The following is a 15,561-nucleotide window of genomic DNA, read 5'->3' as shown; positions in this document are numbered from 1 at the left end:
TCAGAAAAGTGTTCTTGTTGTGTAAATATAAACATTTTATAAAATGTTTCAAGAAGGGTTTTTTTTATAAAATACTTCGTTTATAATGGAGGAAAATATCGACATGAGATTTGTTATTCATGTAACGGTTCGGTAGTGTTAGGGAAAGAAGGGGTGCACGCGCATCCTTTTTTCTATGCAGATATTATGAAAGAGGTGGTATGATGGAATTAACATTAAATTCGACTGTATGTTTACACACGATTCAATTTCGAAAAGAGCAAAAGAATTATATTGTAAAAGATACAATTACAGGAGAAAAATATGAAATGCCGCCACTTTGGATTGATGCATTGGCAATGATGCGTGACGGTTTTTTATTGGGGGAAATTGAGGAGAAATTAAAAGAAGAGTATCCAGACGAAGAAATAAATATGTTAGTATTTACGAGGCAACTGTTAGAGCTAGAGCTTGTCGGAATGGTAGATGGGGAAGAAATAGCTTGTACAAAGAAGAAAGAGAAAGATTATTTAGCTTGGTTACGTCCTCGTGTTGAGCAATTCTTTCTTAGTTTAAATAAAAAAAATAGAAGCAAAGGTCAATGATGATCTTTGCTTTTTTGTATAGTTTGTTTAAAAAATTACAGCGAATGCTCTTGCAAAAGCACCGTCGCTATCTTTAATTTTTAAAGGTGCCGCTGAGAAAAAGAAACGTTTCGTGTGAATGGCATCTAAGTTTGTTAAGTTTTCGATTAAATAAATATTATTCCCAAGTAGTATGTGATGAATTGGCGATGTTTCTGTCGTTACCTCATCAGGAGAGATGAAATCTAAACCGACAGATTTTACTTTTAATTGAACTAGTTCTTCAGCTAATTCTTCAGAAAGATAAAAAGCTTCTTTCTCATATGCTTCTGTATTCCATTTCGTAGATAGATTGGAATGGAAAATGACAATATCACCTTCTTTTATGTCAGCGTTGTGTAATACTTCTTTAGGTAGTTTTCGTTCTTGTACATGAGTTACATCAATAAGAACAGCTTCGCCTACAAATTGATCTAGGGGTAATTGATCAATAGTCGTTGCGCCTGAAATGAAATGAGCAGGAGCATCACAATGCGTGCCAACATGAACGACAGAATGAAAATCTGTAACTTGATAGCCTGTCTCTTCAACGCTTGTAATGGCTCCTAAATTGATTTTTGGTGTTCCAGGGAATTGGGACATATTGTTTTCAAATGTTTGTGATAGGTCAATTACTTTCATTTTTAATACCTCCAATATATGTTTTGAAATAAAAAAACTCACCTTTCATAATCAAGAAAGATGAGTTTTGCACACAATAGTTACGTTTTATCTTTCAAAATGCAATGCATTTTGCAGGAATTAGCACCTATTCAGTTTGTATAAACTGAGGTTGCTGGGCGTCAAAGGGCCGGTCCCTCTGCCTCTCTTGATAAAGACATATTAAGTTTTTGTTTCTGAATATTCACTACTCTTAAATTGTAATTCATTTCCTTTTTTCGTGCAATACAAAATAGGTATTCACCCAAATAAAGTTGCTCGCATATTGTAGCTTATGTAAATAGAATGCTGCGAAGGAGTGAGTGCAGTGACAGGGAATGTATTGAATTATTACGCTGGTGGAAATACAGCTAGAGGATTTCATAATTTATACGACGAGAATTTAAAAGGGCTAAACAGGTTATTTATTTTAAAGGGTGGTCCTGGAACCGGGAAATCTTCTTTAATCAAAGCAATAGGTCGTGAGTGGGTTGAAAAAGGATATGATATTGAATTTTTACACTGCTCTTCTGATAATAAATCGGTTGATGGTGTAATTATCCCGAAGTTAAAAGTAGGAATTGTTGATGGAACATCACCGCATGTTATTGAGCCGAAAATGCCAGGAGTTGTTGAGGAGTATATTAATTTAGGGGGTGCTTGGGACTCAAATAAATTAAGAAAGCAGAAGGTGGAAATTGAACGATTTGTTTCAGAAGCAAGCAAGGCTTTTCAAACTGCTTACGCATGTTTTAACGAGGCACTAGTTATACATGATGAGTGGGAGAAAATATATATTAATAATATTGATTTTAATAAAGCAAATGAACTAACCGATCAGCTGATTCAGAAGTTATTTACAGATAAAGGCGGGAAACAATCGCTTGTGAAACATCGGTTTTTAGGGGCAGCTACACCGAAAGGAGCAGTTGATTTTGTTCCTAATTTAACAGAGGGATTACCACATCGTTATTTTATAAAAGGACGCCCAGGATCTGGGAAATCAACAATGCTTAAAAAATTAGCTAAGGCAGCAGAAGAAAAAGGATTTGAAGTTGAAGTATATCATTGTGGATTTGATCCAAATAGTCTTGATATGGTTATCGTAAGAGAATTAGGGTTTGCAATTTTTGATAGTACCGCACCACATGAATATTTTCCGAGCCGCGAAGGTGATGAAATTATAGATATGTATGCCTTGATTGTGACACCAGGGACAGATGAGAAGTATGCGACAGAAATTCGTGACGTGTCGATTCAATATAAAGCAAAAATGAATGAGGCGATGTCTTTCCTAGCGAAAGCGAAATCAGTTCGTGATAAATTAGAACGAATATATATTGCTGCTATGGATTTTTCAAAAGTAGATGCATATAAAGAGGAGATTCAAAAAGAGTTTGAACGAATTGCGGTTAGTGTAACAGAAAAGAACAAGTAAAAAATAAAGGATTTTAGTAGGCTGTCGGGAATTTTCTGACAGCTATTTTAGTATGTAGTAAAATTAGTAGTATATTTGTCGAATTTCCAAGGAAATAATCAAAAAATGGAGAGGGTATGAAATGAGAGAGAAAATTAGAGTGGAGTTAGCAAGAATTGAACAAGAGAATGATGTGAAAATTTTATTTGCAGTGGAATCAGGGAGTCGTGCTTGGGGATTTCCATCGAAAGATAGTGATTATGATGTTAGATTTGTCTATATGCATCCGGTAGAGTGGTATTTATCAATTCATGATAAACGAGATGTAATTGAGTATCCGATTAGTGATGATTTAGATATAAGCGGATGGGATATTAAAAAGGCATTACAGTTATTCGCAAAGTCAAACCCAGCTTTACTCGAATGGATTCGATCACCGATATTCTATTCGAAAAACTCTCATTTTCCAGAACAGCTTCAGCAAATGAGTGATAAGCACTTTGATCCAAAAGCAACGATATATCATTACTTACATATGGCTTCAAAAAATTATCGTGAATTTTTGCAAGGTGAGAACGTAAAATTGAAAAAATACTTTTATGTATTGCGTCCTATTTTAGCTTGTAAGTGGCTAGAGGAGAAAACAACTTTACCACCTGTAGAATTCGATCGATTGATGACAGAATTATCGTTAGAACGTAGCGTATTAGATGAAATTGAACAGTTGTTAATAAAGAAAAAGGCAGGTACTGAATTAGATGTTGGATTAAAAATTGAGGTGTTGAATCAATTTTTAGAAGAACAAATTCATTACTATCAGCAATATGTAAAAGGAATTGAAAAGGGATCAGGAATCGATATTGAGAGTTTAAATACATTGTTTCGAGATATGTTGTTTGAAGTATACGAAAAAGAGCACAAGTGAGTTTGTGCTCTTTTTTTATTTTGTAGGAATAAAGAAAACAGATATAGCTGCAAGAAGACCCGCGAATGAGAATAAGTAAAAATTCCATGCTAAGTCATATTGCATTGTCATAATAATACCGACAAGAATAGGACCAGCAATCGCACCAACTCGGCCAAGTCCAAGTCCCCAGCCTAAGGAGGTAGCTCGGATATGGGATGGGAAGTATTGTGTTACATATGCATTTAATATTTGAGTAATACCGACTGATCCAATTCCAGCAAGGCCGATTAAAAGATAAATGATTGTAACAGATGGTTTAATTGTTAATAGTCCAATACATATAGCTGCCATAAGATAGGAGATGCTAATAACAATTTTAGCCCCTATACGATCCGCGATTGCTCCAGCAAATAATGCACCGATTGCGGCAGTAATATTTAGCATAAGTAAAAATGATAGACTAGATCCAAGAGGGTATCCTGCTTGGCGCATCATCTGCGGTAACCAAGTGTTTAAACCGTATATTAAAAACATTCCCATTATATAAGTAATCCAAAAAAGCAGCGTCGCTTTTATGTACTCTTTTGAGAATAACGTAAGAAAGCCATTTTTTTTTCTTATATTAGGTGGGGCTTGATGAGTTTCCTCTTTTGCATTGATTTCAATTTGAAAACGATTAAGGATTTGGTCCACTTCTTCTTGGCGATTACGTGATAACAAAAATTGAATGGATTCAGGTAAATAACGAATGATGAAAGGAATGAGGAGTAGCGGAATCATTCCGATGCCAAACATAATTCTCCATCCGAAATCTTCTAACATAAACATAGACAAAATAGCACCTAACACGATACCTAAAGGATAGCCAGTAAACATAAGAGCATAAATAAAAGATTGTCGCTTTTTTGGTGAATATTCAACAGTAAGTGCTGAAGCTGTTGGAATAACACCGCCTAATCCGATTCCGCCGATAAATCGAGATAAACCAAATAATTCAGGGGAAGGAGCAAGTGCAGCAAGGCCCATTGTGATGGAGAAAAGTGCTAAACAGCATATAAGCGTCCATTTTCGTCCAATTAGATCTGTAATGGTTCCAACTAGAATAGCGCCAATAAACATCCCAAATAAAGCATAGCTAGCAATTGTACCAGCGTGTGCCGGTGAAAGTGCCCAGCTTTTGTCTTCTAGGAGCTTTGGCAGAACGGCACCGTAAATACCTAAATCATATCCATCAGCTAGAATGGCTAGCCAACAAATAAAAACAACAAGTTTTGTAATAGAGCTTGAAAAGATAGTTTTTGTAGATTCTAGATGAGGTGGAGCTGAAGTTTGCATAATATTCCCTCCTTTTATTTATAGATAAATATATTATTTTATTTGATGTTAATATTTCCCTTCTTATGTCGAAGTTTATCTGAAAAGGTTTTATAACAAATAAAGAAGTTCAACAGGAATCCTGTTGAACTTCTTTATTTATTTCAACATTATCAATTTGTTGAACTTCTTTATTTGTTTACTCATTATCAACTTGTTTTAACGGTTGATCTGCTGGACCTTCCATAACATCTCCCTCAATTGAAAAGCGGGAACCATGGCAAGGGCAGTCCCAAGTACAATCACCATTATTCCATTCAACTTCGCAGCCGAGATGTGTACAAGTTGTATCGACAATATGTAATTTACCATCTTTGTCCTTATAAGCACCTGCTCGTTTCCCATTAACATGTACGACAGATCCTTCACCAACTTCGAGATCTTCTGGCTTACGTAATGCGGTTTCAATCTTTCCTTCAATTAAATGTTTCGCAACATCAATGTTCTGGGAGAGGAATGTTTTTATATCTGGATTTGCATGGAAGCGTGATGGCGCATACAGTTCCTTATAGGGATTGTGGACTTTTAGAATGGAGTCCTTCAGTAAATGAGCGGCAGCAGTTCCAGTTGTCATTCCCCATTTACGATATCCAGTTGCAACAAATATATTTGGATTTCTTTCGTTAATATGTCCGATATAAGGAAGCTTATCTAGCGTGATTAAATCTTGTGCTGACCATCTATAGGGAACTTCATCTACTCCAAACGTTGCTTCCGCAAAAGAATACAGTGCTTCGTAATGAAGCATCGTGTTTATTCCTTGTCCTGTTTTATGACTTTCTCCGCCAATTAAAATTAATTGTTCTCCATTATTTGTTGTATAGCGTAAGGAGCGTTTTGGATCATCAATACTTAAATACATGCCACCTGGATAATCTGTTTTTGCTTTAATGGCAAGAGCATAAGAGCGTTCTGCGTACATTCGGGTAAAGAAAAAGCTATTCGCATCATAAAAAGGAAAATGTGAACAAGAGACAACATATTCACAAGTGATGCGATGTCCGCCCTTTGTAATGACTTGTGGATAATCACCTTTTTCCACATCAATAGCTGTTGTTTGTTCATAAACTTTTCCGCCCATCTCCACAAACTTTTCTAAAAGTGTTTTCAAATAAAGGAGGGGATGGAATTGTGCTTGGTTTTTCATGACAAGTGCAGATTGTACTGGAATCGGAATCGATAGAGATTGAACATAGTCACAAGGTATATTTAATTTTTGATAGGCTTCATATTCTTTCGATAAACTTCTTAATCCATTATCAGTAGTTGTATATAAATATGAATCTTCATTTGAGAAATTACAGTCGATTTTATATGTTTGCACAGTTTCATTTATGAATTGTAGAGCATGATTATTTGATTCATAGTAAAGCCTCGCTTTTTCCAAACCGAAATGATTTATTAGTTCATCATAAATAAGATCGTGCTGTGCTGTTACCTTTGCTGTTGTATGCCCAGTTGTTCCGTTTAAAATAAGGCCAGAATCAATTAGAACAACATCGATGCCTTCTTTCGCAAGTAAATAGGCAGTAGTAATACCTGTAATACCAGCACCGATAACAGCAACTTTCGTCTTTATATTTTCGGATAAAGGGGGAAAAGCAGGGATTTGAGTAGATTCAATCCAATAAGATAATGGGAATTGTGGAAATGTATCGCTTATCATTATAGAAACCTCCCGATTTTAGAACAATTTTCCTTTTAATATTTCCATAAGATATGAAATTCATGTGTGCTGTTTTAGAGAGAGTCTATTTTTATTAAAAGAAAGATAAAATTATTTCGATATAATTATTTGGTATTGTCGGTATGAAGAGATAGGAGTTGTGTAAAGATAGATTCAGGTGAGTTTATTTGTTGTTTACACAGAGATTTCTTGAATAAGGTAGAGTCTATAGTATGTCAGCATATGTATATGCATAATGGGTAAAACCTTATAAAATCTATGTTTTTTCTTTAGTGGAATAAAGTATGATTATAAAAATATAACCAACTTTTATTACTAGGTCATAAAAGTTGTTGACAATATGGAAATTCTATTGATATGATTCATCATGTGGAAAGGTTGATAGAGAGTAAAAAGAGAAATGTTTTTCATTGATAATAAAAGCGAAAAGATAAGTGACGATAGAGTGAGTATATTTTCCTTATACATAGATGCTTTTTAATCAGCTAGTAAAATCAATCTGGAAGCAAGAATTGATATATGTAAGTTGCGCAAGACGCGGCATAAGAAAGGGGCAAAAGGATGAAGGAGCTTCATACGTTTGGGTGGTATGCAGCACGTGTATCACCACATTTGCCGAAAAAAGCATTTAAACCAGTTCCTACACGTTTATTTGGTGGACTGGCTTATTTGCTTGTGGCATTGGCGGGGTTAATATCGATTGGTATATTTGAATTGAATGTGTGGGCGAATCTAGGAATTGCGATTGTTCTTGGATTATGTTTTGCTTCACTTGGATTTTTAGGACATGAAATTTTACATGGAACTGTTGTAAGAAAAGCATGGCTTCGTGATTTTTTAGGCGCGATAGCATTTATGCCATTATCAACTGGCCCGAAGCTTTGGAGAAAGTGGCATAATGCAACGCATCATGTTCATACACAACATGAAGAAAATGATCCAGATGCATGGCCTACACTTGAGAAACTGAAAAAGAGTAAGTTTTTAAGCTGGGTATATCACATGCCTCTTCATGTTCGTTCATTCTTTAGTTTTCTGTCACTAACCATTCAATTTACGTTACATTCGACTCGAATGTTCTTTCATTTTATAAAGGATTTTAAGTCATCCAATCAAAAATCTGTATGGCTTCAACTTCTTTTGCCTTGGACTGTTTGGATTAGTTTATTGTTTATTATGGGACCTGGAAAATGGTTATTTGCATATGTAATTCCATTGTTAATTGCTAACTTTATTGTAATGGCATATATCGCAACAAATCATCGCTTAAATCCAATTGTTCCAGTAAATGATCCGTTAGCGAACTGTTTATCAGTAACAGTGCCGCGCTGGGTAGACGTTTTACATTTCAATTTCTCATATCATACAGAACACCATTTGTTCCCTGCTATGAGCTCTAAATACTATCCGTTAGTAAAAGAGAAAATTAAAGAAATGTGGCCGGAACGCTATCATGAGATGCCAATGACAAAAGCTTTGGCAGCGCTATGGAATACACCACGTGTGTATTATCAAGGAAGTGAATTAGTGGATCCGCATAGAGAGCATTTCTATGGTTCTTTAGGAAATGGACTAGATCCTCATAATATTTCATATCGTGAGGAACATATAGAGGAAGAAGAGAGTATTAAAAAAGTAAATCAGTAAAAATTGATATATTTTGCAGTGAAAAAGCAAGCCATTTCAGGCTTGCTTTTTTTTATAAAGAGACTTCTTTTTTATTCTTTTTGCTAAATTGAACTGAATTTGTTTCTTTTCGTTGTAATCGTTTTTCTAAAAGATTAACAAAATAAGTAAATAGAAGAACAAGTACGAGGTAATATAAACCAACGATTATGTATGTATCTAATTGTTGGAAGTTACTTGCAGCAATTGATAAACCTGATCCCCATAATTCGGACAATCCTACATATGCAACGAGAGAGGAGTCCTTTAATCCAATAATAAACTGATTTCCTAAAGGAGGAAGAGATTGACGAAATGCTTGCGGTAATACAATACGGCGCATTGCTAAAGGGTAAGGCATACCTAAAGAACGAGCAGCTTCCAATTGTCCACGGTCGACAGATTGAATGGAACCGCGGAAAATTTCAGTAATATATGCACCGTTATGGATTGCTAAAGCAATTGCTCCTGCCCAAAAAGGAGTGAAGACAATAATCGATGTAATACCAAAATAGAGAATGGCAATTTGAACAATTAAAGGTGTACCACGAATAATGGCGATATATACATGAGCAATACTATTTAAAATCTTATTGTTAGAGATCCGAAAAAAAGCGAATAGTAATCCAATTAGTGAACCAAGTAATAGGGATGTTAGTGTTAATTGTAATGTGACAATAGTAGCCTTTAAGAGTGTGGGATAAGTAGACATAAAAATTTCAAACATATGTGTCACCTCATATTGAATGGATTTTGGTAGGGAATGAAATACCCCACATAAAAAGTGGGGCATAATGTATGAAACATTTGACTAGCTAATTTACTTCGTTTTTTCCTCTTCACCGAGAATATTACGCCCAAACCATTTTTTACTGATCTTTTCATACGTACCATCTTTAATGATTTCATCTAAAGCTTTATTTACTTTCTTAACCATTTCTTTATCATCTTTACGAATAGCAATTCCCATTTCATCAAGATTTAATGGTTTTCCAGCTTCTTTTATATTTGATTTACCTTCTTTGATCATACGTAAACCGACCATTTGATCAGTGATTACTGCATCAATACGTCCAGGCTCTAAGTCCATAAGTGCAGTAATATCGCTATCATATTCTGTGATTTGATCTGTATGTTTTGCAACAAGGTCTTTAAAGGTACTAGCTTTTACAACACCAATTTTCTTACCTTTCAAATCTTCTGGAGAAGAGATAGATGTATTCTTTTTAGCCACAAAAATTTGGGCACCAGAACGATAATAAGGATTGGAGAAACTAACAGCTTTTAAGCGTTCTTCTGTAATTGCCATACTGCCCAATATAGCATCATATTTTTTCGATTGTAGACCTTGAATTAGCGTTTCCCATGGATTTGTAATAGGGGTGGGTTTCATATTCATTTTTTTCGCAAGTGCCTCACCAATTTCCACATCAAAACCGGCAAGCTTTCCGTCATTTTCTTTATAGTTAAAAGGTTTATATAAGCCACTCATCGCATAACGAAATTCTTTTTCACCATTTGAAGAAGTAGTAGCACTTTCCTTACTACAGGCTCCTAGTATGAAGGATGTACATAATGTAATACTCGCAACAATGGTTAATAGTTTTCTTTTCATAAAACCCCTCCTATATATTGATCATACGGATGGTTTTAAGTATGTTACTGAGATATTTTATTTGGATAATTAGTTGTGCACCGTATGAATGTATTTCTTTTCATTTGAAACAGAAGTTACATTATAAAACGTTGCGTAAAAATTGTTTTGCTCGTTCATGTGATGGAGCTGAAAAGAATTGTGCTGGCGGAGCATCCTCTACAATCTTTCCGTCATCCATAAATATGACGCGATCAGCTACATCTCTTGCGAAATTCATTTCATGAGTAACAATAATCATGGTCATTCCTTCTTCAGCAAGTTCTTTCATAACTTGCAATACTTCTCCAACAAGTTCAGGGTCTAAGGCTGAGGTAGGTTCATCAAATAGCATAATTTTAGGATTCATAGCAAGAGCTCGTGCAATGGCAATGCGCTGCTTTTGACCACCCGACAGGAGGTGGGGAGTTACATCTGCTTTATCTTGTAGACCGACTTTTTGCAAAAGCTGATTTCCAATCTCTTTTGCATTTGCTGTTTCTAATTTCTTTACATGAATAGGTGCTTCTATGATGTTTTCTAGTGAGGTCATATGGGGAAAGAGGTTAAAGTGTTGAAAAACCATACCGACATTTTCACGGACTTTGTTTAAATTTGAATGCTGTGGATCAATTCGTTCACCTTGTAAGTGAATTTCACCTTCATCGTACATTTCTAAAAAGTTAAGACAGCGAAGTAATGTACTTTTACCGGAACCACTGGCACCAATTAAAACAACAACTTCTTTTTCTTTTACTTCTAAATCAATTCCTTTTAAAACATCAAGTGAGCCAAATGATTTTACTAGATTTTGAACCTGAATCATACAAACCCCCCCAGTCAAAATATATTTTACAAATGTTGCCCCTTATTTCTGTTATTAGTCATAAATTGTCAGAATCCTTTATTTTTTTCGGGTAATTTGATATTCAAAGAAATAATGATTTTAAAAATCCCTATATCTTTCTATAACGAAAATATGGATAATAATATATAGGTAGTACTTATGTTGCTTATAAAAAGGGGGAAAGAAGAGATGGAAAAAGAAAGGAAGACATTTTCCTTTGGCTTACGTACACAACTTATGCTATTTACTACAGTTTTAGCTTTTATTACATATTCAACAAGTATATTTTTTATTTACGTGATATACGATTATTTTCAAAGTTATGTAAGTCAAACTGTTTATAATATTATCGTTATGCTATTAGGTGTAGTATGGTCTGGAATTTTAGCGTATGGAGCAGCAATCTTTTTAATTAAACCACTTCGGAAGTTAGAGGAGGCGGCAAGGAAAGCGGCTGAGGGTGATATTCGTGAAGATGTTCCATTACCGAAGGCAGATGATGAGATTAAATCTTTAAGTGTTGCATTTAATATGATGCTAGGGAACTTAAGAGGTATGGTAAAAAATATTGATACTACATTTTCGTATACAAATAATCAAGTTCAGCAAATTAGAAGGCAAACGGGGGAAGCGACAAAGCAAGCACGAGGTGTGTCTGAAACCCTTGCAGAGATTTCTTCTGGCGCCGAGCAATCAGCAGCTTCCATTCAGGCGATTGTTTCTGCTGTTGATACAACAACTTCTATTGCGAGTGAAGTAGAAGAAAAAGCAAAACAGTCTGACGAGTTGTCTTTAGAAATGGTTCAAGCTTTAGGGCAAAGTACACGAGTCTTTACTTCTTTAATTCAAGGTATTCAAACATTGGCAAAAGAAAATGAAAATTCGATGCAAAATGTACAGAAGTTAGAAGAACGAATGAAACAAGTAGAACATATTGTTTCTGTTGTGAGCGAGATTGCTAGTCAAACGAATTTATTAGCACTGAATGCTTCTATTGAGGCAGCTCGTGCTGGAGAGCATGGAAGGGGCTTTGCAGTTGTAGCTGAAGAAGTACGTAAACTTGCTGATGAAAGCGATCATTCTGCAAGAAATATATCGCAGTTATTACGGAATATGCAAGAAGAGGTGCAACAAGTCGCATTGAAAATGACAGAGCAAGTGAACACAGCTAAAGAAGAGGCGAAACGTGGGGAAGCTACTGAATTAATTTTAAAAGAAATGTCATCAAGTATTATGGAAGTTGCTGATGCAACGAAGCAAATTAGTGGCTATATGAACGAACAAGTGAGTCATATTCATCAAACAGGAGCACAGACGAAGGCTGTAGCAGCAATTGCTGAGGAAACATCAGCTGGTTCACAAGAAGTAGCACGTGTGACGTTGCAACAATCTAAAAATATGATAGTAATCGATCAATTGTTAAAGGATTTAGAAAAGCAAGCAACGGACTTAAAACAAACAATTGAACGATTTTCAATGTAAAAAGGAAGAACAGCATTCTGTTCTTCCTTTTTTACGTATGAAAAGGAGGGATACTTTGTTGAAAACGAAAAACATTGCAAGGGTCATATATGGTTTTCACTTTACGCAATCTTTGAAAGTTAGGACCATAATAACTAGTTTGCCAATTTTTAATGTCGATATCGGGCCAATTGACATAGTCACCTAGTGTATAAGGATCTAAGCTTTCTCGTAAATCTTTAACCCAGTGTATATTGCGATTTTCTTCATCATCGCATTTCCAAGAGGTAATGTATTCTTGCGCAATAATTGCTTTACGATGGAAATAAGCTGTTTCAGTAGGGGGAATATTTTCAACAGCACCTACGAGCGATTGGTGCCAAATACTCGCATCTTTATTTGGAGCATGTGAAAGAAAATGTTGCATGATTTGAATTCCTTTAAGGGAAATAGGTTTATATACATAGGAACCGGAGCGTTTGAAGTTTTCAGGGATGTTACCACTATTAAAAAATTCAACAGCCTTTATATAAGGAACTTCATCTATAAAGAGAGAGGGGGTACCAGTTTCAAGAAGAGGAAATAATAAGGAATGGAGTTCAGAGGGAGAGCCAACAAATTCACCTTTTACTTCAATTTTATTTCGTTGCTTTGCGAATAATTCAATTGATGAAGTGAGTCGTTCGTCTATATAAGGCGCCCAGTTTTGCCACGCTTGAAATGCAACGATAAAATCTTCCCATTTCCATGTAATTGAGAAGATTGATACATTTTTTATAGGGTGCACTCGAAAAGTTAAAGAAGTAACAATTCCGAAGTTTCCACCACCACCACCGCGGCACGCCCAAAACAAGTTATGGTTTTCATGTTCGTTTGCGCGAATGATTTTTGCTCCAAATTTACCACACGCTTGTACTATTTCAACTTCTACTAATTGATCACATGTTAATCCAAATAAGCGTGAAAGCATACCGATGCCACCGCCAAGAGCTAATCCAACAATTCCAACGCTTGCACTTGTACCAGCCGGTATTGTCACACCAAAATTCCAAAGTTCTTTATAAACCGTGCCAAGATTTGCACCAGCTTCAATTGTTGCTGTTAATTTATCTGTATTAACAGTAATACGATGCATTTCACTCACATCAATAATAAGTCCTCTATTTAAAAGAGAAAAATTTTCATAGCTATGACGTCCGCTTCTTAAGCGAAATGGTACATGACGTTCACGTGCCCATTTTAAGGCGTTACACACATCATTTTTATTTTGGCAAAAAACAATAATACAAGGGAGTTTTGGAATGCTTAAATTTAAATTCATTCGGGCTACGTCATAGTCCGGGTCTGAAGGAACGACGATACGACCTGTTAATTTTGTTTGTTTCAATTTATCACTCCTTTCTAAAACAAGCAGTGCTTTTTATTAATATATGAAAAGTGTATGTAACGTGCGTGGACAAGAGCAGGTGAGGAATGAGATTTGCTTTTGTGAGAAATAAATAAAGCATAAGAATAAGGAATCTACATAGAGTTCAATGAAAACAGTTGCAAACTATTCATATTTTGTTATGATAGTGTTACGAAAACGTTTGCATAAAATTCTGATGGGATGCAAAAGGAGAGAATGACTATGAAAAAGACATGGTGGAAAGAAGCGGTTGCGTATCAAATTTATCCGCGTAGCTTTATGGATTCAAATGGTGATGGTATTGGAGATTTACAAGGTATTATTGCAAAACTGGATTATTTAAAAGATTTAGGTATAGATGTAATTTGGATTTGTCCAATGTATAAGTCACCTAATGATGATAATGGCTATGACATTAGTGATTATCAAGATATTATGGATGAATTTGGTACGATGGAAGACTTTGATGCTTTACTAGATGAAGTTCATAAGCGTGATATGAAGCTTATTATTGATTTAGTTATTAATCATACGAGTGATGAACATCCATGGTTTATTGAGTCACGTTCATCTAAAGACAATCCGAAGCGTGATTGGTATATTTGGCATGATGGTAAAGATGGTGCGGAACCAAACAACTGGGAAAGTATTTTTAATGGTTCGGCATGGGAATATGATGAAGTAACAGGACAATATTATTTACACTTATTCTCGCGTAAACAACCAGATTTAAACTGGGAGAATAAAGAAGTTCGCGAAGTGTTATACGATACAGTTAATTGGTGGCTTGATAAAGGAATTGATGGTTTCCGAGTGGATGCAATCAGCCATATTAAAAAAGAAGATGGTTTCAAAGATATGCCAAATCCAAAAGAACTAAAGTATGTACCATCTTTTGACAAACATATGAATGTGGATGGTATTCAACCTTTATTAGAAGAGTTAAAAGAAAATACGTTTTCTAAGTATGATATTATGACTGTTGGTGAAGCGAATGGCGTTAAGATTGAAGATGCTGAGCTTTGGGTTGGAGAAGAGCAAGGTAAGTTCAATATGGTATTCCAATTCGAACATTTAAGTTTATGGGATGCAGAAAAGAAGAAAGATCTTGATGTTGTAGGTTTGAAAAAGGTATTAACGAAATGGCAAAAAGGGTTAGAAAATAAAGGATGGAATGCTTTATATATTGAGAATCACGATAAGCCACGTATCGTTTCAACTTGGGGAGACGATAAACAATATTGGCGTGAAAGTGCAACAGCTCTTGGAGCAATGTATTTCTTTATGCACGGTACACCGTTTATTTATCAAGGACAAGAAATTGGGATGACGAACGTTCAATTCCCAAATATTGAAGATTATGATGATGTAGCAATTAAAAATTTATATCGAGAGAAAATTGCAGAGGGCGTATCACATCAAGATATGATGGAAATTATATGGGCTTCTTGCCGCGATAATTCACGTACACCTATGCAGTGGAACGATGAGATGAATGCTGGCTTTACAACAGGTGCATCTTGGTTTGGTATGAATCCAAACTATAAAGAAATTAATGTTGAAAAGCAAAAGAATGAAGAGAACTCTATTTTCAATTTCTATAAGAAAATGATTGCCTTGAAAAAAGAGCACGATGTACTGAATTACGGTACGTATGATTTACTTTTAGAAGATGATCCACAAATTTATGCATATACTCGTACATTAAACGATGAAAAAATTGTTGTAATTAGTAATATCTCAAAAGAGGTAGCTGTGTATAATGAGGGTTTATTTGCACTAGAACGCAAACGTTTGCTTTTAAATAACTATGAAGTTGTAGAAAATGAACAAGTAACTTCAATCACGTTAAAACCTTATGAAACAAGGGTTTATCGCATTTCATAATAAAAAAGGATGC

12 protein-coding genes, 2 pseudogenes and 1 riboswitch are annotated in these 15,561 nt (G+C 35.2%); of the genes and pseudogenes, 7 read left to right on the top strand and 7 right to left on the bottom strand.

Translation table 11 applies throughout. The annotated features are described in order from the left end of the window. Positions 1-203: 203 nt before the first annotated feature. Positions 204-584: a hypothetical protein gene (locus DN394_RS12025; protein ID WP_097917472.1), complete on the top strand. Its 381-nt coding sequence runs from the start codon at positions 204-206 to the stop codon at positions 582-584. Positions 585-611: 27 nt separating this feature from the next. Here the strand turns inward: DN394_RS12025 and DN394_RS12020 are convergent, their stop codons facing one another. Continuing rightward, the gene (locus DN394_RS12020; RefSeq protein ID WP_046953743.1) at positions 612-1,244 is read right to left on the bottom strand and encodes a cyclase family protein; all 633 of its coding nucleotides are present in this window, start codon (positions 1,242-1,244) and stop codon (positions 612-614) included. An 84-nt stretch (positions 1,245-1,328) separates the two neighbouring features. Further along, positions 1,329-1,441: riboswitch (SAM riboswitch) on the bottom strand. 149 nt (positions 1,442-1,590) lie between these two features. Between DN394_RS12020 and DN394_RS12015 the strand changes: the two genes are divergently transcribed. After that, positions 1,591-2,700, top strand: coding sequence for a PRK06851 family protein (locus DN394_RS12015; protein ID WP_149293822.1), 1,110 nt, complete (start codon positions 1,591-1,593; stop codon positions 2,698-2,700). A gap of 121 nt (positions 2,701-2,821) precedes the next feature. After that, entirely contained in the window at positions 2,822-3,604 is a 783-nt protein-coding gene (locus DN394_RS12010; protein WP_149293821.1) for a nucleotidyltransferase domain-containing protein, read from the top strand. A gap of 15 nt (positions 3,605-3,619) precedes the next feature. Here the strand turns inward: DN394_RS12010 and DN394_RS12005 are convergent, their stop codons facing one another. Continuing rightward, positions 3,620-4,921 (bottom strand): MFS transporter, encoded by a 1,302-nt coding sequence (locus DN394_RS12005; protein WP_149293820.1) that lies wholly within the window; start codon positions 4,919-4,921, stop codon positions 3,620-3,622. A 178-nt stretch (positions 4,922-5,099) separates the two neighbouring features. Continuing rightward, the gene (locus DN394_RS12000) at positions 5,100-6,626 is read right to left on the bottom strand and encodes an FAD-dependent oxidoreductase (RefSeq protein WP_149293819.1); all 1,527 of its coding nucleotides are present in this window, start codon (positions 6,624-6,626) and stop codon (positions 5,100-5,102) included. A 582-nt stretch (positions 6,627-7,208) separates the two neighbouring features. Between DN394_RS12000 and desB the strand changes: the two genes are divergently transcribed. Then, positions 7,209-8,294 (top strand): Delta(10) desaturase DesB, encoded by a 1,086-nt coding sequence (desB, locus tag DN394_RS11995; protein WP_098110029.1) that lies wholly within the window; start codon positions 7,209-7,211, stop codon positions 8,292-8,294. 52 nt (positions 8,295-8,346) lie between these two features. Here the strand turns inward: desB and DN394_RS11990 are convergent, their stop codons facing one another. From DN394_RS11990 to DN394_RS11980, 3 genes are all read right to left on the bottom strand, one after another. After that, on the bottom strand, positions 8,347-9,039 hold the full coding sequence (locus DN394_RS11990) for an amino acid ABC transporter permease (protein WP_000461606.1): 693 nt from the start codon (positions 9,037-9,039) through the stop codon (positions 8,347-8,349). Positions 9,040-9,132: 93 nt separating this feature from the next. Continuing rightward, complete coding sequence (locus tag DN394_RS11985; RefSeq protein WP_000823733.1) at positions 9,133-9,927, bottom strand: ABC transporter substrate-binding protein; 795 nt, start codon at positions 9,925-9,927, stop codon at positions 9,133-9,135. A 121-nt stretch (positions 9,928-10,048) separates the two neighbouring features. Continuing rightward, on the bottom strand, positions 10,049-10,771 hold the full coding sequence (locus DN394_RS11980; protein WP_060486899.1) for an amino acid ABC transporter ATP-binding protein: 723 nt from the start codon (positions 10,769-10,771) through the stop codon (positions 10,049-10,051). Positions 10,772-10,951: 180 nt separating this feature from the next. Between DN394_RS11980 and DN394_RS29975 the strand changes: the two are divergent. Both DN394_RS29975 and DN394_RS29970 read left to right on the top strand, forming a co-directional pair. Further along, positions 10,952-11,332, top strand: a pseudogene (locus tag DN394_RS29975) (HAMP domain-containing protein); the annotation flags it as partial. Positions 11,333-11,701: 369 nt separating this feature from the next. Then, a pseudogene (locus DN394_RS29970) lies at positions 11,702-12,274 on the top strand (methyl-accepting chemotaxis protein); the annotation flags it as partial. 31 nt (positions 12,275-12,305) lie between these two features. Here DN394_RS29970 and DN394_RS11970 read toward each other — a convergent pair. After that, on the bottom strand, positions 12,306-13,640 hold the full coding sequence (locus tag DN394_RS11970; protein ID WP_149293817.1) for an FAD-binding oxidoreductase: 1,335 nt from the start codon (positions 13,638-13,640) through the stop codon (positions 12,306-12,308). Positions 13,641-13,883: 243 nt separating this feature from the next. Between DN394_RS11970 and DN394_RS11965 the strand changes: the two genes are divergently transcribed. Further along, entirely contained in the window at positions 13,884-15,548 is a 1,665-nt protein-coding gene (locus tag DN394_RS11965; RefSeq protein WP_046953754.1) for a glycoside hydrolase family 13 protein, read from the top strand. Positions 15,549-15,561 lie beyond the last annotated feature (13 nt).

The organism is Bacillus sp. BB081, assembly GCF_008368895.1.
GTDB classification, from domain to species: Bacteria; Bacillota; Bacilli; order Bacillales; family Bacillaceae_G; genus Bacillus_A; species Bacillus_A wiedmannii.
The sequence above is the reverse complement of the archived record's forward strand: the minus strand, read 5'-3'. Positions and strand labels throughout refer to the sequence as shown.

Coding starts and splice junctions, on each gene's coding strand:
- DN394_RS12025 (WP_097917472.1), top strand. CDS start 204: ATGGAATTAACATTAAATTCGACTGTATGTTTACACACGATTCAATTT.
- DN394_RS12020 (WP_046953743.1), bottom strand. CDS start 1,244: ATGAAAGTAATTGACCTATCACAAACATTTGAAAACAATATGTCCCAA.
- DN394_RS12010 (WP_149293821.1), top strand. CDS start 2,822: ATGAGAGAGAAAATTAGAGTGGAGTTAGCAAGAATTGAACAAGAGAAT.
- DN394_RS12005 (WP_149293820.1), bottom strand. CDS start 4,921: ATGCAAACTTCAGCTCCACCTCATCTAGAATCTACAAAAACTATCTTT.
- DN394_RS12000 (WP_149293819.1), bottom strand. CDS start 6,626: ATGATAAGCGATACATTTCCACAATTCCCATTATCTTATTGGATTGAA.
- desB (WP_098110029.1), top strand. CDS start 7,209: ATGAAGGAGCTTCATACGTTTGGGTGGTATGCAGCACGTGTATCACCA.
- DN394_RS11990 (WP_000461606.1), bottom strand. CDS start 9,039: ATGTTTGAAATTTTTATGTCTACTTATCCCACACTCTTAAAGGCTACT.
- DN394_RS11985 (WP_000823733.1), bottom strand. CDS start 9,927: ATGAAAAGAAAACTATTAACCATTGTTGCGAGTATTACATTATGTACA.
- DN394_RS11980 (WP_060486899.1), bottom strand. CDS start 10,771: ATGATTCAGGTTCAAAATCTAGTAAAATCATTTGGCTCACTTGATGTT.
- DN394_RS11965 (WP_046953754.1), top strand. CDS start 13,884: ATGAAAAAGACATGGTGGAAAGAAGCGGTTGCGTATCAAATTTATCCG.